This window comes from Bacillus kwashiorkori, from assembly GCF_001375515.1.
Classification (GTDB): domain Bacteria; phylum Bacillota; class Bacilli; order Bacillales; family Caldibacillaceae; genus Bacillus_BK; species Bacillus_BK kwashiorkori.
This window is the reverse complement of the sequence record NZ_CTDX01000015.1, coordinates 274,733-297,942: the sequence shown is the minus strand read 5'-3', so window position 1 is coordinate 297,942 and position 23,210 is coordinate 274,733. Positions and strand designations below refer to the sequence as shown.

The following is a 23,210-nucleotide window of genomic DNA, read 5'->3' as shown; positions in this document are numbered from 1 at the left end:
TTGCGAGAGTGAACATTATTCTAGTATAAAAAAGAGCTTGTTTAAGCGGAATTAACCACTTAACAAGCTCTCTTTAATTACTATGGAAGTAACAAAAATGAATTACACTAACTTACGACGTCTAGCGAATGCAAATATTCCGCCAAGAGCAACTAAAATTACTCCAGACAATAGGATATTGTATGAATTTGTTGCTGTTGAAGGAAGTTTATCGCCATCGCCTGGTTTTTCATTGTCACCTGGGTCTTTGCCTGGATCTTCGCCGTCGCCTGGATCTTCGCCGTCACCTGGGTCTTCGCCTGGATCTTCGCCGTCACCTGGGTCTTTGCCTGGATCTTCGCCGTCACCTGGGTCTTTGCCTGGATCTTCGCCGTCACCTGGATCTTCGCCTGGATCTTCGCCGTCACCTGGGTCTTCGCCTGGATCTTCGCCGTCACCTGGGTCTTCGCCTGGATCTTCGCCTGGATCTTCTTCATCAGTCTTGACAATTGTTACATACTCCACAGTTTCATTACCAGCTAAGTCCACTACTTTCACTTCAAAAGTATTTTCCTCAGCAGGTAAAGAAAGTGTTTGCGTAATTGATTGCTCAAATCCTTTCATTCCATAAGGACTAGATAATTCTTGTTTAAACACTTCGTTATCATTGACATAAACAGCAATTTCATCGAAATTATCTTTCACATCGATGGTAACTTCCATTTCTTCTGTATCGGTGGAAACTGTTTCAGGAGCATTAATCGTAAGCTCAGCCGGTGTTGTATCAACAAAAATTGGGCGAACGATTTGCGCTTCATTACCAGCAGCGTCTACTGCTTTAATTGGAATATCGTGTTTTCCATCTTCCAATTCTACTACTGCGAAATAGTAAGTAGTATTTTCGGATGGATCGTAGAATAGTTCTGCTTCTTCTCCGTTAACAGTAACAGACTCGATTACAGATTTATCTTTAACATATCCGAAGAATTCTACTTCATTTGTATCATGGATACCAAAATACTCTGGTAATTCAGAGAAGATTTCAGGTGCAACCTCATCTTTACCCTGCACAAGTACCTCGATAGTTGCGTTACCAACATTATCCACAACTACAACTGTTAAAGTTTCATCTTCTTTCAATGCTTTTGCTAATTGGTATTCCGTTTGTTCTGGTGATAATGCATCATCACCTAGGACTGATTTGTTATCTACTAGGACATCCCAGTATGCTACACCACTGAAGTCATCAGCGAAAGTAGCACTGATTGTTCTAGTTTCCGCGTCATAAGCTGCTTCAATAGTTGGGGCTACTGTATCCACTTTTACTTTGAATTCAAGTGTTTGTGGTTTAGCACCTGCATAATCAATAACAGCTTCTAATTGTAGATAGTATTCACCATCTTCAACTACTTGTCCATTAACGGTACCATCCCAAGCCCAACCTGCATTTAAAGTATATTCAGGCCCTCTACCACCGTCAAAGTAGTTTTTGCGTAAATTAGTATCTGTTCTAATCGTGCGCAGAACATTTTTATCTGCATCGAGCACCCGAACAGCAACATTTTTCGCATTTCTTAAGAATGATACTAAAGGTAAAACTTCATCAAACAAGCCATCACCATTTGGTGAGAAAAACACACCATCTTCATCTTGTTCTACGAAGTATAATTCTCCATCAATCGTTACAAGAGTTTCTGTATTTCCGTAATAAGTAGATGGATCCCAACTTGGTGCATCAAAAATTGGTGCTTTATCCCATTCACCTTTAAACCCTGCAAACGGGACATTTAACGATGGGTTGTTATCTGTTGGATCTACTAAAGTAATAAAACCATCTAGCCAGTAGCCATTAGTGTAAATTTCCTCTAAGTCTTGAGATAATTCTGAATTTGGATCTAACTCGATAGTAACATTTAAGGTTGCTTTTGACTTTGCTGGAATTTCAACGGTTGGATTCGACTCCCCATTAACTTTAATTGTTGCAGCTTCCTCATCAACTAGACTTCGCGCACCCAACAAGTTCGGAGATAATACCCATTTTCCAGAAAATACAGGATAATCTGTTAAAACATCTCCTTGAACATTATAACTTACATTCTCATCTGAATAGTTTGTTGCTGTCAATTCAAATGAGATTGAGTTTTCTTTTACTTCTTTTAGTGCTACTTTCGCCTCTTTCGTAGCTGATTCTGTAACAACTACTGGAGTATTTAAAGCAGCATTTAACTGCATTAAACCAGCACCTTGACGACGAGGTGAAATTGGTACCCCATAGTCATCTAACACTATTTTTCCTGTATTCATTAATAGATTTTTCGCTAAATTAACTCTATCAGCACCAGTTAATTTAAACTCGTTGTCTACTCTTTCTAACACGAGAGCTGAACCTCCAGCTACATGTGGAGCAGCCATAGAAGTACCGCTCATGATGCCATATTTATCATTATTTAGTGTTGATAAAATATTTCCGCCTGGTGCAGTGATTTCTGGTTTAAAGTCTAAGTTTGGTGTTAATCCCCAAGATGAGAATGCACTCATTAGACCAGCTTCTGGATTATCAATCGCCGTTTGCCCACCAGTAAATGTAACGGATGCGCTCTTACCTTCTTGTAAAGCTGCAGCTAATTTGTCCCCATCCACTTTTAACATGAATAGTTGTGGGATGACTATTGCAGCATCAGTTGCCATATTTACAATGCCATCTGTGTTATTGTAAATAATCACACCTGCTGCACCCGCTGCTTGAGCATTCAATGCTTTATCTGTAAATGCAAGGTCTCCACGGACAACTAATGCATATTTTCCTGTTAAATCAAGACCTGCAAATTCCTCAACTGACCCTTTGCCAGCATATACAAGTTCAAATGTTTTTTGTTCAACATCATTTGGGTGAACACTGCTAGCTGAAAGGAACGCAGCAGTTACAGTTTCTCCATCAATATTGTATTCAAGAGCATCTGTTTCCATATGAGAGTTTTCGAAAGATGCTACTTGAAGGGATTCATAAGATAATCCCGGAGATCCAACTAAGCCATAATCAGGGTTGGAAGCCCAAATTAAATCACTTCCATACGCACCAGCACCAAAGTGTTGGGAGTTTCCTGCTGAAATGGACATTAATACACCATGTTCAACAGCGCGCTTTACAGCTTGTTGTTCTGGATCTTCAGGCGAAACAAAACCAGCTGTTGCACCTAAACTCATATTAAGTACGTCTGCGCCGAGTTTAATAGCATCGTCAATTGCTTTTACATACACGTCACCAAAAGTTGATGGCATTCCAGGATCATTACCAAATACTTTCAATGCTAAAAGCTGGGCTTCTGGTGCAACACCTTTAATTCCACCATTCTCCTCATCACCGTTCGCACCAACAGTACCTGCAACGTGTTGGCCGTGCATCGATGCATCAGTACCTAAATCACGAATTTCAAATGTTTGGTCCATATAGTTATAGCCATACGGGACCTTATCCGTGTAAAACTTACCTGGAAGACTTTCTTTAGCTACAATAGCCTCTACTTCCTCTTTTGTAAGTTCAACATCTGTTCCTTCAGAAAGCACCATGTCTTTGTGAGTATAGTCGATACCGGTATCAATAACACCTACAACCATACCTTCCCCTTTAAATCCATATGCTTCCCATGCTTTTTGAGCTTCTACTAGCTCCTTACTATATTTCATTTCAGGTTTAACTTCTGGTCGATCATACACATTCGTTACGTGTACGTTGCTAACATTTTTCAATTTTTCGATTTTTTTAACGTCACTGTATTTCACTTCCGCACTAAAGCCGTTAAATACAGTTGTGAACTCATTTATGTACTTCGCACTAATCCCTTTGGAAGCGATGAGTTTTTTCACGTTAGCTTGTTCTTTTAGAACTTTTGACTCTAATTGTTTTTTCACAGAGTCTTTTAAACTAGCATATTGTACCCCTTTTTTCGTTGCCTCTTCAATAGTAGGTTGACCGTCCAACTCTACTACTACACGAACCTTTTGATTCGGATCAACTTTTTCTAATTCTTCTGCAGTAATTTTTTCTGGCTTTTCACCTACAAGTTTTTGCAATTTCACATTTTGTAGAGCGGCAGCCTTTTTACCGTCTAACGATGCTGCAGAAACTGGATTTAGGCCAAAAGCAACACTAGAAAAGATTAGTAGAAATGCAAAGAGAATGCTTAATCCTTTTTTGCCTTTTCTAAACACTTGCGTTCCCCCTTATAAAAAAAATTAATAGGTTTACTGCACTAATGCAGTTAAATGTAGTTATTTCGCCTCCTTTTATCTCGATAATATAAAACAAATATAGGCTATTTACCTATATTATTTATAAACTATCATAAAACTAATTGTTTGTAAATAATGAATTATGTAAATTACAAAATATAATAGTAGATTTATAAAATTACCCTTTTTGTTATTAGTGTGATACCTGTTAAAATATGTAAAATTTATAGTAATAATTAACTAGTAAAATGGGAAATAAATGGGAATTTATTAGGGTAAAATATATATTCTACACATTGAGAGTTTAAATATAGCTATAATTTAGTGGAATCCTTATAATTATTTGCGACGCAATTATTAATAAAGTGAACAACATGCTTTTCTCATTGTTAAGGAAATTGGCTGGAGTAATAGAATTGATAAAAAAGGAGCTTACTATTGAACTTGATTAAGTCCATTAGTAAGCTCTAATTGTTCATTAATTCAACTGACGTCTTCTTACAATAGCGGTAATTGTTCCAATTACTAGTAAAATTACACCAGTCAGTAATACGTTAAAGGAGTTAAGAGATGTTTCTGGTAGTTTCTCGCCATCTCCTGGTTTTTGATCATCGCCTGGTTGTTCTTGACCAGGATCAGTAACACCTATTTCTGTTTCGTCACCTGATAATTCAAAAACAGCAAATGCTGTGAAGTGTGAAGAATCAACTGTTACATAACCTTCCTGATAGTTTGCACCAGGGACTAGTTTCCATTTCTTGATGCCTTCATCGTAATAGAAAACTTTTAGGTTGTCAGTATTTTCTACTTTTGATTGATCTATTTTGAAAGAAAGAGTAGTAGCTTCAGCAAATGCTGTCACAGGTTTACCTTCTACAACAATTGTAAACTCATAAACTGCACTCTTTGCTTCCTCAATATCTGCTAGTCGGTTGATATTTAGTGTGAAATCTTCACCTTGAACAATTACACTGTTAGGTATTGCAATAGAAATTTCACTGTTTGTGACAATGATAGATACCCCTGTTTCTTTTAACAATGCTACTTGTTCTTTTGTTAATTGTAGCTGTCCATCTTTAGCATCGCCCAACTCAATTGTTAAAGCTACGTTATTTTTTGCTGCCGTTTCTACCGCATTAGAAAATTCCTCTTGATTAATAACAACTTTGCCATCTTTCACTTCCGCTTTTATAACCACTTCCGTTACCGGCTCTGGTTCCCCTGGGTCGCCTGGGTCGCCTGGGTCACCCGGTTCACCCGGTTCACCTGGGTCACCCGGTTCGCCTGGGTCGCCTGGGTCACCCGGTTCACCTGGGTCGCCTGGGTCACCCGGTTCGCCTGGGTCGCCTGGGTCACCCGGTTCGCCTGGGTCGCCTGGGTCACCCGGTTCGCCTGGGTCGCCTGGGTCGCCCGGTTCACCCGGTTCACCCGGTTCACCTGGGTCGCCTGGGTCACCCGGTTCACCTGGGTCGCCTGGGTCACCCGGTTCACCCGGTTCACCTGGGTCACCTGGGTCACCTGGGTCGCCTGGGTCGCCTGGGTCACCTGGGTCGCCTGGTTCACCTGGTTCACCCGGTTCACTTGTATCTCCTACTAATACCTTTTCTGAAATGTTACCTACCTTATCGATTGCCCAAACAGACAAAGTTTGTCCTTCCTGAAGTTCGTCTTCAAGAGTTACTTCATTCGTTGATGGTAAATAGCCATAATTCTCTTCCAATGTGGATTTACCATCAATTAAAATTAGCCAGTAATTAACACCTGAAAGCGCATCTGTTACTTCGTTATAGACAGTGTTAGTTTCTGCATCGTAACTTGCGTTCATATTAGGGCCTTTCGTATCAATACCTAGTGCAAATTCTAGTGTATCTGCTTTTGCCCCATCAAAATCAAGCTTTGCATTCACTTGATAGTAGTAATAACCATCTGGTAATAATTCATTGTTAATTTTACCATCCCAGCCATCTAATAAATATGCTTTTGGCCCGAGATTTCCACCATAGAAGTTTTTCGGTACATCCCTATAAGCAATGATGGTATCAATTAACTTTTTATCTTTATCTAAAATGTTAATCGTTAGATCTTTTGCATTTCTTAAGAATGATAGATTTGGATAAACGACATCAAATTCTCCATCACCATTTGGTGTAAAGAACATTTGATTATTGATATCACGACTCAAATAATAAAGTTCTTCACCAATTGGTGATACTAATCCTGCTTCCCTATAATAACTATCTTCTTCCCACATTGGCTGATCTAGGACAGGTGCAGCATCCCAATCCCCTTTAAATCCTACATAAGGAACATTTAATGTTGGATTTTTCCCTTGGGAGTCTGTCAAAGTAACAAATCCTTCTAACCAATAGCCATTCGTAAATACTTCCCTTAAGCTTGCATCATTATTAACAGTTATCGTAACTTCAAACGATTTTTTACTGTTTGCTGGTACGACGACAGTTTCATTACTTTTTCCATTAATCTTAACTGTTGCAATTCCTTCTGCAACTAAATCAATTGGTGGCATATTGTTACCATTTACCACTGGTGGATTGGAGCTATTATCATAAGCATCCGTATATACATTACCCTCTACTGTATAGCTAACTTCAGAGTTTGATAGGTTCTCAGCAGTCAAGTTAAATGTAACACTGTTCGCTTTTACTTCTTTCAAGGCCACTTTTGCTTCTTTCGTTGTTTTATCAGTAACAACGACAGGTGTTTCTAAAGCTTTCAATAGCTTCATTAATCCTGCGCCTTGTAGTCTTGGTGAAACGTGTTTTCCATCAAACTTCACTGGTTCAGCAGTATTCATCATGATGTTCTTTGCTAAACTAACCCGATCCGCATTCGCCTTCCCAAATTCTTTATCCACTCGTTCTAAAATTAGTGCTGCTCCTCCAGCAACATGTGGAGCTGCCATAGAAGTTCCACTTGCTGTCATATATTGATTATCATTTGCTAGAGAAACAATGTTGCCACCTGGTGCTGTTACTTCCGGTTTGAAGTCTAAATTTGGCGCTAATCCCCAAGAGGAAAATTGACTCATTGTTAGGTTTTTACTATCTTCCGAATTATCAACTGATGCTACGGCAAACGATTCCTTTGTTACAGCAGGAGTACCAATTACCCCATAATCAGGGTTCGAAGTCCAAGGTAATTTCGTGCCGCTAGCAAATTTATCCTCATTCCCTGCAGCAATGGCAACTAAAATACCATTATTCACTGCATTTGCGATCGCTATTTGTTCTGGACTATTTGTATCAACAAATCCAGCTGGTGCACCTAAGCTCATATTTATTACATCCGCACCAAGGTTAATCGCATCATCAATTGCCTTTACGTATAAATCTCCACTTGTGCTTGCATTCGTAGGATCATTACTAAATACGCGTAATGCTAAAATTTGTGCTTCTGGAGCTACTCCCATTACGTTTCCATTAGCAGCTACAATTCCAGATACGTGCATTCCGTGCATGTGTGTGCTTGGATTCGTATCTTTTACGTTTTGATTTTCATCGGCATAGTTATAACCGTATGGGACTTTTGCAGAGAAGTATTTTCCTTTTAATCCTTCTCTGTTAATTATTTCATTTACTTTCTGCTCGTTTAATGCCGCTTTACTTGGGTCTGTTAAAGTAAGGTCTCTGTGTTCTGGGTCAATTCCACTATCAATAACCCCGACAATCATCCCTTCGCCTTTAAAATTAGCCTTTTCCCAAGCTTCAAGCGCTTCAACTAATCCTTTACTAGTTTCCATCGCTGGCTTTTGTTTCGGAATTTCATACGTGTTAGCGATATATACATTTTTAACGTTGGACAAACCTTTAATTAATTCCACTTCTTTAAATTTTACATCAGCACTAAAGCCATTAAATACTGTTGTGAAGCTGTGTATGTATTTGGCTTTTACCCCTTTTGAACTGATTTTGTTTTTTACTTGTTGCTGTTCACTAGAAATCTTCTTAAGGAAACTATGTTTCACCGAATCTTGCAATTCAGCAAAACGCAGTCCTTTTTTCGTTGCCTGTTGAATTGCTGGCGCTGATTTTAGTTCAACAATTACTCTCACCTGTTCATTTAGGTTAAGATTGTTCTCTTGTTGTTCTTTCAACGCAGTATTTAATTTTTCCAACTCATTGCTTAACTTCTTAGTAATGTTACTCACATCATTTGTCTTAGCTGTTGTTGGTGTAGCCAAGCTAAAGGCAAATGAAGAGAAAACGAGAAGAAGCGCAAATAAAATGCTGATGACCTTCTTACTTCTTTTGAACACTGTTTCTCCCCCTTGTTTAAAAAGATTTGAAAATTTGTTAAAAGGTGTACAAGCTTCACCTCTCTGAGCACATCATGCATCAATAACGCATGACACTTATTAACGCTATCATAGATAAATTTATCCGTATATCAATCATCTGCCCTAACTTTTCGACAAAACATCGGTACTTATTCCTCATTTCCCCACTATTCGAGTTCTTTCACTAGGTAATTTGTTGCAGTCGTTTTATAACATATTAAAATTTTCACAAAAAAATCCAAACCTATCGCCACATAACCGCGGCTTCAGATTTGGATTATTAAATGGAATTTAACTTGTTTCTTTAATGGTACGAAAGATACTTCCCATCATGGGTGCAATAACCATTGTATCGTATTATTAACTTTCCGATATACGCTGAGACTGTACTTGATATATTAACTTATCCAGCTCTTGGCTAATATGGATTGTATTAAGAGAAGAAAAACCTTCCGTCTTTACATAAAACTCCATTTCCAGCCTCTTCTGTTCAATTAATTGTAATATAGAAGTAAGATCATCTTTGGACAATTTGTTCACCTTTATACATTATTCTTATACCACATTTTACCCTTTACTAGTAAAAAAGTCCAACTTTTTTTACTAAGAATCATGATAAAAGTCTCATTTTTCCCTTTTTCTATTAATTTAAACCTATTTTAGAGTTTTATTTATTGGTTTCTCTTGATATCTCTGTTATAATACTCTTAATATTAATAACCAACTTACATTTTGATTGTTTAAAGAAGTAATTTCAGCAGGAAGATAAGTTTCCGGGAAGCGGTTTTTAATAACTACTTTTATTATTTATTCTAGTAACAATACATTATTTCTTCTTAATACCCCACAAAGGCAAAGCCATTGAAAAATGGTGACGCAAAGCTATAGGGACTAAAGTGAGTGCTCTTTTCACCAAGTCAGCCAGCTTCTGAAAGGTATAGGTTAAAGTATATCTTTTAGAAGTGTGACTTGAAACCTATAGTTGTAATCTAAGTCCACTACTACTAATTTTTCCCAATCAGCAAACTTTTGAAAATGAAATACGAGTCAGTGGAATTTTCTGACGTAAAAGCCTTACTAGTACAAATGTTTGAAGCATTCCTATAATGGTAGTTTATTTCCTTATCGTTAACACTTGATTGCCGAAGTACTTTGACTGCGATTAAGCATTGTGGGGAATATAGCTACCAGTTACTGTTAGTTTATAGACTCCTTGCTACAACCGTTCACCTTGCTTTACATTCATCAAATCCATGCTTTTTAAGGAGTGGCTTATATGTTGTACAAAAAAAATATCAAATGGTTAACAGTTGGTGACATTATTGCCGAAGATATTTATGACGGGGAAACTTTGATATTAAAAGCTGGAACAATCTTAACAATGGGTTCAATTATCGATATCCAAACGACAGGAATGGAATATGTATTAGTAAAGCAAGTGCCTACAACAAATAAAGGCAATAAAATTATTGACAACTCTATTAAACAAGCATTTACTGTGGAATATTTAAATGAAGTATTTTATGAATTTTTATTAAAGGCCGGAAAAAGTGGGCGATATCATAGTATTTTATCGTCTGATGATAACTATCATTTTATTAACGATTTATTTACATCTATTATGGCAAAGGAAACTGTTGAAAATATTATGTCTGCCCTAAAAATTTGGGATATGTATAGTTATGAACATTCACTAGACGTATTTATTATCGGCTCCCTTTGGGGAAAGCAGTTAGAACTTTCCAACATACAAGAAATTGCTACTGGTTTTTTACTACACGATATTGGTAAAATTAAAATTCCACGGGATATATTACAGAAGAAAGGGAAATTAACCTTCGCAGAGTTTGAAAAAGTAAAAAAACATCCTATTTACGGTGCGCAATTACTCTGTAAGTTAGGATTTTCGGAGCAAATTTGTCACTTAGCTAAATTCCATCATTTAAGAGTGGATGGAACTGGTTATCCGAACAATCAACCAGAAAGGCTATCCAAAGAAGTTAAAATGTTAATGATTACCGATGTTTTTTCTGCATTAACTTTAGACCGACCGTATCGTAAAGCATTTAGTACGCAAGACGCATTGGAAATATTAATAAGTGATAAAATACTATTTGATAAAGAATTATTAACTAGCTTTACCGAGTTTGTTTATCCTGACTATAGTTATATCTTATAAAAAATGTTTTTGAGGTAAATAAGCTAATATCATAATAGCACCTTTAATATTTGATATAAGTAATTCTTTTGGGGCAAACGAGCCCTTTTTTTCGTGGATTAACATATACAATCTAGCAAAATTATATTATCTCGTGTATTATTTTATGTAAAGTTCATTGCAAATTAAATTACTAACTCGATATGACATTGTGAGGGAAGAATCATGAGAAGTGAAAAGAAAAAGATGAAAAAGTGGTTGAAAATTACTTTCATTATTTTTGGCGTGATTGTAATAGGTATTGGAGCCTATGTTTTTTCTATTTGGAATTCGTTAACAAATGCGGTCGAAACAATGCATCAACCAATTAGGCAAACATCGGAAAAACGACTCGAGGACGTTTCACTTGGAGAAAAACATCCATTTTCCGTCTTGTTACTCGGTGTAGATCAGCGTGCCGGTGACCGAGGGCGTTCCGACTCAATGATATTACTTACTGTCAATCCAAATGAGGAATCCATTCATATGGTTAGTATTCCTCGTGATACGAGGACGACCATTATTGGCAAAGGCATTGAAGATAAAATAAACCATGCCTATGCATTTGGCGGAGTAGAAATGTCCATCGATACTGTGGAACATTTCTTTGATATTCCTGTCGATTACTTCGTTCAAATTAATATGGAAGGTTTTAAAGACATTGTTGATGCAGTCGGCGGTATTACCGTTAACAATGATTTAGATTTCACTGTCGGTTCCCATCATTTTCCTACCGGTAATATTCGACTAAATGGAGAACAAGCGTTAAGTTTTGCACGAATGCGGTATGAGGATCCTCGAGGTGACTTCGGGCGTCAACTCCGACAAAGACAAATAATTGAACAAGTTGTCCGCGAAGGTGCTAGTTTAAGTACTTTAACAAACTATGACGATATATTTAAAGCGCTCGGAGCAAATGTACGAACAAATTTAACCTTTGATGAAATGTTAAAGATTCAAAAACATTATAAATCTGCTGCCAAAAAGATTGAGCAACATCAAATTAAAGGTCAAGGAACAAGAATAAATAATATCTACTATTATATTGTTTCCGATCAAGAAAAAGCTTCACTACAGCAAATGTTGAAAGAGCATTTGGAACTTTGACCAATCGGTTGCCACGTGTATCTTTTCTCTAATACTCATTTATACTTAGATGAAACAAATAAACCTGGGGCGAGTATTGGCCTCAGGTTTATTCAATATGTCACGGTTATTTTAGTTAGTTAAGATTGCTTCTATTCTCTCCAACTCTTCCCCACTAAGCTCAAGGTTTTCCACTGCTTTTACATTATCTTCAATTTGGCTTACGCGGCTTGCCCCTACTAATGCGGAAGTAACTCTCTCGCCACGCAATACCCACGCTAATGCCATTTGTGCTAAACTTTGACCACGTTCTTTCGCAATCTCGTTAAGTGCTTGTACTTTAGCAATAGCTGCGTCATTGACATCTTTCTCTTGTAAAAATCCATGTGGTTTTGCCGCCCTTGAATCACGAGGAACACCGTTCAAATATTTATTTGTTAACAAACCTTGTGCAAGCGGTGAAAAGACAATGGAGCCAACACCATTTTCCTCCAACACATCTTGTAAGCCGTCTTCTATCCAGCGATTAAACATGGAATAACTCGGCTGATGAATAAGTAATGGGGTTCCGAGTTCAGTTAAAATGCGAATTGCTGCGGCTGTTTGTTCCGCACTATAATTAGAGATGCCGACATATAAAGCTTTTCCTTGCCGAACAATCTGATCAAGAGCCAACATTGTTTCTTCTAAAGGTGTATTTGGGTCTGGACGATGATGGTAAAATATATCGACATAATCTATGCCGAGCCGTTTTAAACTTTGGTCTAGACTAGAGATTAAGTATTTCCTCGAACCCCAGTCACCATATGGGCCTGGCCACATATAATATCCAGCCTTCGTAGAAATAATCATTTCATCACGATATGGGGCAAAATCGGTCTTTAACATACGACCAAACATTTCTTCCGCAGAACCTGGAGGAGGTCCGTAATTGTTAGCTAAGTCAAAATGAGTAATTCCTAAATCGAAAGCTTTTCGCAATATTTCACGGCCATTTTCATATGAATCGACACTACCGAAATTATGCCAAAGACCTAACGAAATAGCGGATAATTTTAACCCTGACTTACCAACACGGTGATATTTCATTTTTTCATAACGATTTTCTGCTGCTAAATAAACCATCTATTATCTCCTGCTTTCTATCTATAATCCGTTAAAACACTTACATTTTCGAGAACATTGCAACTATATATTTCTCCATTCGGTAGGTGTAACCCCAACACTTTTCTTAAATTGTTTATAAAAGTACGTTGTGTCAGAATAGCCAACTTGTCTGCCAATTTCACCAGCACGGTAGTTTGTTGTTTTTAATAGTTCTTTTGCCCTTTCAAGCCGGTAGCGGTTAATATATTCAGAAAAAACGATGCCTACCTCTTTTTGGAAAAGCTGTCCTAAATATATTGCATTAATATGGAAGCGCTGTCCTAAAGTTTTTAACGATAACTCTTGGTGGTAGTGTGTATGAATATAGTCGAGAACGTTTTGAACGATAGGACTTCTTTGTTTGCTTTGATTTTGGATAGATAGTATTAAATCATTACAATAATCATCAAGAATTCCCTTCATTTCCTCCACACTCGATGCATAAACAATTTTTTCAATCGCGATTGCATGATTCGTAAATTCATCTGGTTGTAACGAGTGATGAATATAGGCAATTAGTTCAATCGTATAATTTTTTGCTATAGATGGTGATAAAAATTCTCTCCCATTCTTTGTTAAGATGTAATAAAAATCATTGATTAATGTTGGTATGTGATTCGTTAAATTAGCTAGCTGTTTAATCATTTTTTCCTTAAAATTTTGTTGTACTTTTAATAAATTTTGCTTATCAAAATTCACTGTTTCATAGATTAATGTGTTTTCATTAACATATACTTGGAGTAAATTTTTCTCCTTTGCATTTAAATAGCTTTCTTCCAATTCATCTGCTGATTCCACTGGCATACCCATTGCTACATAAAAGGCACCGTTACTAAAATTATTTGATATCATGGCCTCTTCTAGTTTACGATTCCATTTCAATAAAGACTGCTTATCGTCTTCATAAAACAAAATAATTAATTCCTTATCAGGACTATATAAACAAATAGCTGGATAATTTTGCTCGATGTAGCCTCTAATATGATTGCTAATTTCTTTATCAACCATGTTTTCATAAGTTAATATAGATACGTTGTAAAAAGGATGAACTAGTTCAATATCATATAAAGATAATCTTTCCGACCATTCACTTTTTTCAATTTCACCGTTTAGTAAGCGCCAAAGTGTATTGTCCTTCATTGTTGATGATTCAGTTACCAAATTTGTGTCCCGAAGCGCTGATAGTTTTTCACCAATTGTCTGAATTGTTTTTAATAGTTCTTCTTCGTCTACCGGTTTTACTAAATAGTTCTCTATACCTAGCATTAAACCTTGTTTTATATAGTCAAACTCTTGATAACCTGATAGAATGACACATTTCAGTTGCGGAAGAATTATTTTAACTTCTTTAATCAGTTCTAATCCGGTCATATTCGGCATTATAATATCGGTAATTAACAAGTCAACCGGATTAGTTTTTAAATAATTCAATGCTTCAAGACCGTCTTGAGCAATATAATTAATTTCAAAACCATAATCCTCCCAATCGATTAACGCTTTTAATCCTTGAGTAATTATCGGTTGATCATCGACTAATACTACTTTAAACATGATTAATCCCACCTTTTGGTAATAAAATAGAGACAATGGTACCTTCATTTTCTTTACTTTCAATTGTCAGTCCGTATGATTCTCCATGTTTTAGTTTCAACCGATGATGAATATTTTTTAATCCTATTGATTTTAGTTCTGATTCATCCGATGAGTTTAAATGAACAGAAATTTCCTTTAACCGATTAGCACTAATTCCTTTTCCGTTATCCTGTATTTTAATTATGACATTATCATTATTGTCTATCACATCAATGGAGAGACAGTTATTACTTATATCCACTTTAAAACCATGGACAATATAATTTTCAATGATAGGTTGAAGTGTCAGTTTTTGAATTTGTAATTGTTCTAACTGTTTTGGAGTATGGATTTCCACATGCAATTTATTTGGATAGTGTAATTGGATTAACTCTAAATACTGCTTAGCATTTTCTATTTCTAGATAAAGGGGAACCATTTCTTTCGATTCCAATGTGTATCTAAATAATTTGGAAAGAAGAAAAATCATTTTGCTCGATTGTTTGGAACCGTCTATTAGTGCCTGCATTCGAATCACTTCTAACGTGTTAAAGAGAAAATGTGGATTAATTTGTGCTTGCAGAGCCTTTAATTCTGCCTGTTGTTGTTTCATCGTTAATACATAAAAATGCTGAATATAATAATTGACTTGATCCAACATGCTATTAAAACTGTTAGCAATTGTTGTTAGTTCATCATCCCTTTTAGAAGTAGGAATGCGCACATCTAAATTTCCTGTTTCCACTTCTTTAATGGTAGTATCGATTAGTTGAATTCTTGCAGAATAGTTCTTCATCGTATAATACGTAATTATTAATGAGATAATGGTTAGAACACTTACTAGAACCCACATCGTTCCTCTGAAAAAGGATAATTTCATTAGTTCACTTTCTGGAATAACCGTCAATAGTTGATAGTTGTTATTTTTGAATTTATTTATAAAATATTTTTTACCATCTAATTCTAATTTGTCCTGATTGTTAGTAAGAGCTGTTATTACAACATTTTCTGGAAGATTGCCATAATATGAGTATATGAGCTGATCATTTTCAAAGATAAAATATGAAGAATGAACATCTGTATTTTTACTCTCAATCGTTTTATTTAATGTTTCCGTTGAATAATATACAGATAATTTACCGATTTTTTCTAAAGAAGATGGGTTGTTAATCTGAATAGTTTTCGTTATCGTATCTCTTAATTCCCGAATAATTGGTCTTAGCATTTCATTTCGGGGAAAAGGATTATCGCCTCGGACAGGATTAGTAATGACATTAACGATACTACTATTCCAACGCATATAGTTATAAATAAATAAGTACTCGATGGACGAATATTTTTCCGAGGATAATAAGACAGCATTAATATCTTGATCTTGTGAAAAATGACCATAAAAATACCGGTCAATATTTTTCGGCATAAAGGAAGGACTGTTAGTAAATTTATCAAGACGATATTCATTATACTCCTCATATCCATTATGAAGAGCAAACGAAATGTCTTCCATCATTTCTCCACTCGTATATAAATTTAGCGTAATTTCTTTTAGACTTTCATCTTTATGAACAAGATAATCACTCAATTGTTCCATTGTTCGCACATTTAAATTCAACTCTTTTTGAACAATGACATCGGAATAATAGTTCGTTAATAATACGAATAGAAAGATAACGGTTACAATTATTGTTAACGATGATGTTAGCAATATTTTATGAAAAATCTTGGATTTAAATCTTTTTATATATTTATTTATCAACATTGATCCCTCTTTCACCACAACATTGCGAGGAATTTCACACACTTTTTATTAAAACATAAAAAGAGCAAAAAGGAAATGGAAAAATCAAGCTGGTAAACTACGTCCAGCTTGATTCAATCGTCATTAATTTTGTTGGCTTTTCCATTCATCATATTGTTTTTGGATTTCCGCCAATACTTTATCTATACCTGCATCTTTTAATTTTTTATTAAACTTTGGAAGGTATTCTTCCGGATCCACTGAACCTACTGCGATAGCATCATAAAATTCATCGGATACGTTTTGAATACTTGCAACTTCTGAACGAACTGGGTCTGCGTTGAAATGGAAACCAAGTGTTGGTGCTTTTCTTGCAGATGCATTAAATTCTTCAAATGCTTCCCATTTATCAGCAGGATCATCTCCATATAGATATAAGATGAAGTGATTACCGAGAGAATAAGTTGGTAAATTGTATCTTTCAACACGAGCTGGTAAATCTGTAATTGTACCATCAGCATTCTTCTCATAGTGAACGCCTTCAATTCCTTTGTCTATTAGGTTACGTAAATAAGGATCTGAATTTAATAAGTTTAAGAACTCCATAGCTTTTCCAGGATTTTTCGATGTAACGGAAATGGCTTGGATTGCGCCTGTTACAGAAGTATTAAAGGTAGTTGGAACTTCTGCAGGAACGGAAACAACTTCATATTTAGCAGAGCGTGTCCATAAATTATCGGCATATGGTTGGGAATCGCCCATCCGTACAAACCAGTTTTCTACGTCCATTGGCCAGCTATCTTTACTTGTGGCCGCATCCGCTTTAATATAGCCTGCTTTGAAATATTGATGCATTGTTTTATATGTTTGCATTGCTATATCTGTTGCAAATGGATTAATTACTTTACTTTGATCACCCTCTAGCGGGAAAGCAAAAGGCATGTCTTGTTCAAAAACATAGTCAAATGGTAAATAAGCTTTGAAAGTAGCAATTGGTGTAATTTCTTGTTCATTTTCTTTGATTACTTTTAACATCGGTTCTAAATCTTCTAATGTTTTTACTTTAGAAAGATCAAAGTTGTATTTTTCTACTAATCGTTTATTAAAAGTATAAACTGATTGTCTTGCCGCTTCTTTATTAGATGGAATACCATATAATTTTCCATTTACTTTGGCACCTTCAAGGAGTACCGGATTTAATGCTTCTTTTAAGTCTTTTCCTTCTTTATTAAGCATATCATCAAGTGCGACGAATGCACCTTTTTGAGCATATTGAATATAGTTACTGCCGTTTGTAAAGGCGATATCAAAAGGTTCTCCAGAAGAGATTTTCACTTGCATTTTTTGATCGTAATCGCCCCAGTCAATTTGGGTCATTTTTACTGTTGCATTAATTTTGTCTTTAATATACTTATTTACTTCTTCAAAAACCTTTTCCGTATCTTTTTGTGGAGTTCCGATAGTATACCATTTAATTTCATACGGTTTGTCACCTTTACTACCACTTGATTCATTTTTAGAACCGCCACAGGCAGTTAATCCAAGAATGAGGCCAATTACTATAGTTACTAATAATAACTTTCTTTTCATTTCTTTTCCCTCTTTTCACTTTTTTATTTATTATTCTTTAACGCCACCGATTGTTAGTCCACTAATAAAATATTTTTGGAAGAACGGATAGGAGATTGCAATCGGTAAAGTGGCGATAACGACCATTGCCATTTTTGCTGCATCTTGTGGAATTGTCTTAAACAAGCTGAGCTGTTGTGCACTTATTTCCATATTATTTCTCATAAACTCAAGGTTAGCTTCAATTTTCATTAGTAGCGACTGTAACGGTACTAACCCTGGATCATCAATATATAGTAATGCATTGAACCAGTCATTCCAATACCCTAAAGTTGCAAACAAGGCAATTGTTGCAACCCCTGGTAATGATAATGGGAAGACAATTTGAAAGAAAATCCTCCACTCACTAGCACCATCAATTCTAGCAGATTCTAAAATTGCCTCTGGCACCGATTTCATAAAGAATGTCCTCATAATAATGATATAAAACGCATTCATTGCAAGTGGTAAAATCAGCGCCCAAATCGAATCTTTTAAATGTAAAAGTTGTGTTGCAACAATGTATGTTGGGACCATTCCGCCACCAAATAACATCGTAAAGAATGCTAGAAATGTGAAAAATCTCCGATGTTGGAATTGTTGCCTTGAGATTGCATAGGAATAAAAGGAAATCATTAGCACACTAATTAATGTTCCAACAATGGTGATAAAAATGGTGATTCCATAAGAGTGAAACAACTGTTCACGCATTGACCATAAATACTTGTATGCGTCCAAACTCCAAGCTTCTGGGATGATTTGGAAGCCATTTTTTACAATCGTCGTCTCATCTGTAAAAGAAATGATGACTACATAGATGAAGGGAAATAAACACATGATAGTAAAAATCCCAAGTATAATAGTGAAGATGGTGTTCGGTACTGGACCAAAATTATAATAGTTTCGCGCTTTCTTCTTCGTATTAAAGACACTCTTTCGTTCCATTTCTTTTATTTTAACAACAGCTGTATCAGCAGTTTGGGATGTAGCAGTGTTATTTGTTTTCATTTGGTTCTCCTCCTTTCAATTGAAGTAACCATTAGAATAATGCGCTTTCTTCATCAACTTTTCTAACTATATAGTTCGTAATCAACACTAGAACTAGACCTACAGTAGCTTGATAAAGACCTGCAGCAGTACTCATTCCGATATCACCTAGCGTCATCAATCCGCGATAAACGAATGTATCAATTACATTTGTCACTGGATATAACGCTCCAGAATCACGTGGAACTTGGAAGAATAGACCGAAGTCAGAGTTGAATATTCTACCAACGTTCATTATCGTTAAAATAATCATTAACGTTTTTAATTGAGGAAGTGTTACGTGACGAATCTGTTGCCATTTTGATGCACCATCTATCATTGCAGCCTCATAATACGTTCTATCGATTCCAGCAATCGCTGCCAAATAAACGATACTTCCATACCCAATGCCTTTCCATTGACTCATAAATACGATAATATATGGCCAAAACTTCGACTCGCTATACCAAGATATCGGATCTACTCCAAACATTTCTAATATATTATTGAATAATCCTCTGTCAGGACTTAGGAATGTAAATACGAAGTAACTAACGATAACCCAAGAAAGAAAATGTGGAAAAAGCATTCCTGTTTGATAGAATTTTGAAAGTTTTTTACTCGCTAATTCACTAAGTAAAATTGCAGTACCTACGGATAAAGCTAATCCTAAAAAGATAAAAACGAGGTTGTAAAGAATTGTGTTCTTAGTAATTAAAAATGCATCATTTGTACTGAATAAATATTTGAAGTTATCCCAACCAACCCATTCACTGTTTTTAATACTAGCAAAAAAGCCATCAGGATCTATGCGAAACTTTTTAAAAGCGATAATATTACCAAACATTGGTAAGTAGGAAAATAGCAAAAACCAAATTGTTCCTGGTAACACCATTAGAAACCATATATAATTTTTTTTAATATACTTGACTGTTTTTTGCATTTGTTGTACCTCCTTTCACAAACGGTGTAAGCACTTCCATGACTTTATTTTAATAGTATTGAAGCACCTTTTATAGTTAACTAATTTGAGATTAACTGTAAAAATTAAATATGCTTTTGCTGTTTAGGAATAATTTGTCCATCAAATGGGTATAAACTACGTTTACTAAGGAAGAATTTCCTTTCTATTTGGTAAAAAAAAGCTTCCAATGTTCGAACGGAAACATTTGGAAGCCTGCTATGGTGATTATTTATTTAGCCAAACACGCACTGTTTTTATTTCATATGGTTTCACCGATAAATTGATAGGTGAAGTCATTTTTTCACTTATTGCATCTTCCATTAAATCTGTTTCTTCCCATGCAACTACATCTTCATGGAAAGTGAAAGAGACATTACCCCTTCTGCCTTCATATTCATGGAAACGAACTACGATACCATCTTTATCGTATGCAGGCTTAATTGCATCTATCCACACATGATCAGAGTCAAACTCCACAAATGTATTTGCATGTTTCCATTCTCCTTGTAATGTAAGAACAGGATTATTTAACTCCCAAGCTCTTTCTTCTGTTTTTGCTTCTCTCCAATCGCCTTTATGTGGGTAAAGAGAATATACGAAAGAGTGTGAACCTTGGTCTGCCTGTGGATCTGGATGAATTGCAGATTTTAATAGAGTTAAGCGCATATTATTTTCTTTAATATCGTAGCCATATTTACAGTCATTCATTAAGCTAACCCCATAATTTGGTTCGGAAAGATCTGCCCATTTATGGCCCACTGATTCAAATCTTGCCATATCCCAACTAGTGTTCCAATGAGTTGGGCGTTTTACATTACCATATTGAATATCATATGTTGCCTCAGTAGCCCGGATATCTACTGGAAAAGCAACTTTTAATAGCCTGCGTTTTTCATGCCAGTCTACATCTGTTTGGAAATCAATTCGACGATTATTTGCATAAAAGACCACTTGTTGCGAGATTTCCGAATGATGATAGTTCCATTTTAATTTAACTACAAATGTTAGCGGTCCATTTTCTGTTACTTCAAATGCTGTAATATCGCGAATTTCTTCCATTTTCTCTTGATAGAAAATATCAATATCCCATGCATCATGTGCTAATGGTTTATCCTCAAAAATTTGTAAGACATTTCCTACACCGTTTTCAGCTAAGACATTACGATTATTTTCCTTATCAAAAACCCTCGTCATTTGACCGAATTCATTCCACTCTATTTCGTAAAATGGTGTTTCAAGTTGACGATGAGAATATTGGAAATGACCATTCGTGTTTATGCCGCTGTTACTTTCATCAAAATAAATAGTCGTTGCACCGAAAGATGGCAAACTGTCTACTTCAACAATCCAACGGTTACTTACTTTTTGGGCGTTAAGTACGCGACCTTCCGCTGTTTTCCACGTACCTGTTTCATGTTCTGTGAAATATGGAATTACTACATTTTGTTGTCCTTTTATATGAGAAGAATTAATTAACACGATAGCATTTTCCTGTTTATTTATTACCGTGCCGACTGCTTCCTTCTCAACTTCTGTAACAAGCTGGAATGCCTCACCGTATTCTTTTTTCGCATCTTCATACACTTCATGAATAGAAGAACCTAGAAGGATATCATGGAACTGATTTCTTAAAATGATTTTCCAGCCGTCTTTCAATGTTTGTTCACCAATCCAATTATCTTGATTAGATAACCACGCAGATAAATACTCTGCTCGGCGATAAAGAATTTCAAGTTTTCGATTCATCTTTTTCATAAACGCTTGGCTAGTATATGTTCCTCGGTGATACTCTAAATATAATTCGCCATCCCATTTATGCATATAACTATTCGAACTAGCAACATTTTCGTGAAGCTTATCAAAAAATTCACCTGCTGTAGAGGTTTTTACATTTGGCATTCCTGGCAGCTTGTCAAATCTTCTCCGCATCTCAAGCATATGCCGATTAACTCCACCGCCACCGTCACCATAGCCGTACGAAACGAGTAAATCTTTTGACAGCTCTTTATCACGGTAGCCATTCCATGCCCCTTTTACTGTTTTTGCAGTAATAAAACCGTTATAAGTATAGAACCAAGAATCAGGAGAGTTCCAAGGTTCTGGAGTAGTAATAAAATGAGTCAATATTTCTGATCCGTCAATACCTTTCCAATAAAATGTATCATGCGGCATCCGATTATATTGATTCCAACTAATTTTCGTCGTCATCATCGTTTTAATTCCTGATTTTCGTAAAATTTGTGGTAACGCCCAACTGTAACCAAATACATCGGGCAACCATAAATACGTATTGTCTACATTAAATTCTTCTTTAAAAAATTTCTTCCCGTGTAAAATTTGTCTAACTAACGACTCACCACTAGGAATATTACAATCCGACTCTAACCACATCGCGCCAGCTGCTTCCCATTTTCCTTCCGCAATCCGTTCTTTCATTTGATCATATATTTCAGGATAATCGGATTTTATATAATCATATAGTTGTGGTTGCGTTTGTAAAAATAAGTAATCTGGAAACCGTTTCATCAAATGTAATACCGTCGAAAATGAACGCGCTGCTTTTTCACGTGTATTTTTCAGTCTCCATAACCAAGCGACATCTATATGCGTATGACCTACCGCATGAATGGTAATATCTGAGGAGTGTTCTGCATTCTCTATCGCATCCATTAATACTTTTTCTGCTTCGTAACAAGACTCATAAAAGGAATCACTACCTGGTTCTGTCCAGTCAATATTAACGAGGCAATCGGAAATAATTTTTTTCAACGTAACGTAGGTTGAATCGGTTTCATTTGTTTCCATTAGCACCTCATAAGCGGCTAATAGCGTATAATATAGGTTGTCTACTTTCGCATCGAGCCAACCTACTTTTGCTACTTCTAATTTAAACTCATTTTCAACAGGAACTCCGCCACCTTCATATCCTGACCAAAGTCGAAAATCTAACCGAAGTGGTTCTTTTGCTACATCCTCATCGAATAGCACTTCTTCATGGTTAGAGTCTACTCCTTGATAAGGTTTCCCATTAACAAATAATAGCGATTCAAAACCCGAATTATTTCCTCCACCAGTCTTTCCGAAAGAGAATAACCCAACAATTTGTTTGTTTTGCAACTGTAAATGACTATCGACATTTGCATGTAACCATATATAACGGTCCCGACCCCGCCAATAGTCACCAATTCTCATTTTGCTATTTTGCTTATATTCCACTGGGGGATGGGCACCAATTTCACCATCATCTTCATTCATAAAAAATTCATTAATAGTCACACAGTCACGGTAGCGATAACTTTCTAGTTCCCTAATCCGGGCTTCAAATTTTCTTTCTGCTAAAAACAAAACTAGTCACTTCCTTTAAATG

General features: G+C 36.0%; 12 protein-coding genes and 1 riboswitch. Of the genes, 2 read left to right on the top strand and 10 right to left on the bottom strand.

The features are described 5' to 3' along the window. Positions 1-102: 102 nt before the first annotated feature. The 3 genes from BN1242_RS08140 to BN1242_RS13840 form a co-directional block, all read right to left on the bottom strand. Complete coding sequence (locus BN1242_RS08140; protein WP_062354074.1) at positions 103-4,188, bottom strand: S8 family serine peptidase; 4,086 nt, start codon at positions 4,186-4,188, stop codon at positions 103-105. A 499-nt stretch (positions 4,189-4,687) separates the two neighbouring features. Next, positions 4,688-8,485: a S8 family serine peptidase gene (locus tag BN1242_RS08135; RefSeq protein ID WP_062354071.1), complete on the bottom strand. Its 3,798-nt coding sequence runs from the start codon at positions 8,483-8,485 to the stop codon at positions 4,688-4,690. Positions 8,486-8,866: 381 nt separating this feature from the next. Next, positions 8,867-9,046 (bottom strand): aspartyl-phosphate phosphatase Spo0E family protein, encoded by a 180-nt coding sequence (locus BN1242_RS13840; protein ID WP_275259447.1) that lies wholly within the window; start codon positions 9,044-9,046, stop codon positions 8,867-8,869. Between the two features lie 301 nt (positions 9,047-9,347). Continuing rightward, positions 9,348-9,439, top strand: a riboswitch (cyclic di-GMP riboswitch). Positions 9,440-9,782: 343 nt separating this feature from the next. On the opposite strand from BN1242_RS13840, the gene BN1242_RS08130 reads away from it, so the two are divergent. Together BN1242_RS08130 and tagU are read left to right on the top strand one after the other, a co-directional pair. Further along, positions 9,783-10,685: an HD-GYP domain-containing protein gene (locus BN1242_RS08130; protein ID WP_062354068.1), complete on the top strand. Its 903-nt coding sequence runs from the start codon at positions 9,783-9,785 to the stop codon at positions 10,683-10,685. 204 nt (positions 10,686-10,889) lie between these two features. Next, complete coding sequence (gene tagU / locus BN1242_RS08125) at positions 10,890-11,810, top strand: polyisoprenyl-teichoic acid--peptidoglycan teichoic acid transferase TagU (protein WP_062354063.1); 921 nt, start codon at positions 10,890-10,892, stop codon at positions 11,808-11,810. A gap of 111 nt (positions 11,811-11,921) precedes the next feature. On the opposite strand, the gene mgrA is transcribed toward tagU, so the two are convergent. The 7 genes from mgrA to BN1242_RS08090 form a co-directional block, all read right to left on the bottom strand. Then, positions 11,922-12,914, bottom strand: a complete 993-nt coding sequence (mgrA, locus tag BN1242_RS08120) for an L-glyceraldehyde 3-phosphate reductase (RefSeq protein ID WP_062354058.1) — start codon at positions 12,912-12,914, stop codon at positions 11,922-11,924. Between the two features lie 63 nt (positions 12,915-12,977). Beyond that, complete coding sequence (locus BN1242_RS08115) at positions 12,978-14,486, bottom strand: response regulator transcription factor (RefSeq protein WP_062354054.1); 1,509 nt, start codon at positions 14,484-14,486, stop codon at positions 12,978-12,980. Continuing rightward, positions 14,479-16,263, bottom strand: a complete 1,785-nt coding sequence (locus BN1242_RS08110) for a sensor histidine kinase (protein WP_158661059.1) — start codon at positions 16,261-16,263, stop codon at positions 14,479-14,481. The genes BN1242_RS08115 and BN1242_RS08110 overlap by 8 nt, the downstream gene beginning before the upstream one ends. A 126-nt stretch (positions 16,264-16,389) precedes the next feature. After that, positions 16,390-17,835, bottom strand: coding sequence for an ABC transporter substrate-binding protein (locus BN1242_RS08105; RefSeq protein ID WP_062354047.1), 1,446 nt, complete (start codon positions 17,833-17,835; stop codon positions 16,390-16,392). Positions 17,836-17,865: 30 nt separating this feature from the next. Then, positions 17,866-18,798, bottom strand: a complete 933-nt coding sequence (locus BN1242_RS08100) for a carbohydrate ABC transporter permease (protein WP_062354737.1) — start codon at positions 18,796-18,798, stop codon at positions 17,866-17,868. A 94-nt stretch (positions 18,799-18,892) separates the two neighbouring features. After that, on the bottom strand, positions 18,893-19,822 hold the full coding sequence (locus tag BN1242_RS08095; RefSeq protein ID WP_062354043.1) for an ABC transporter permease: 930 nt from the start codon (positions 19,820-19,822) through the stop codon (positions 18,893-18,895). A 246-nt stretch (positions 19,823-20,068) separates the two neighbouring features. Continuing rightward, positions 20,069-23,188 (bottom strand): alpha-mannosidase, encoded by a 3,120-nt coding sequence (locus tag BN1242_RS08090; RefSeq protein ID WP_062354040.1) that lies wholly within the window; start codon positions 23,186-23,188, stop codon positions 20,069-20,071. Positions 23,189-23,210: the final 22 nt, after the last annotated feature.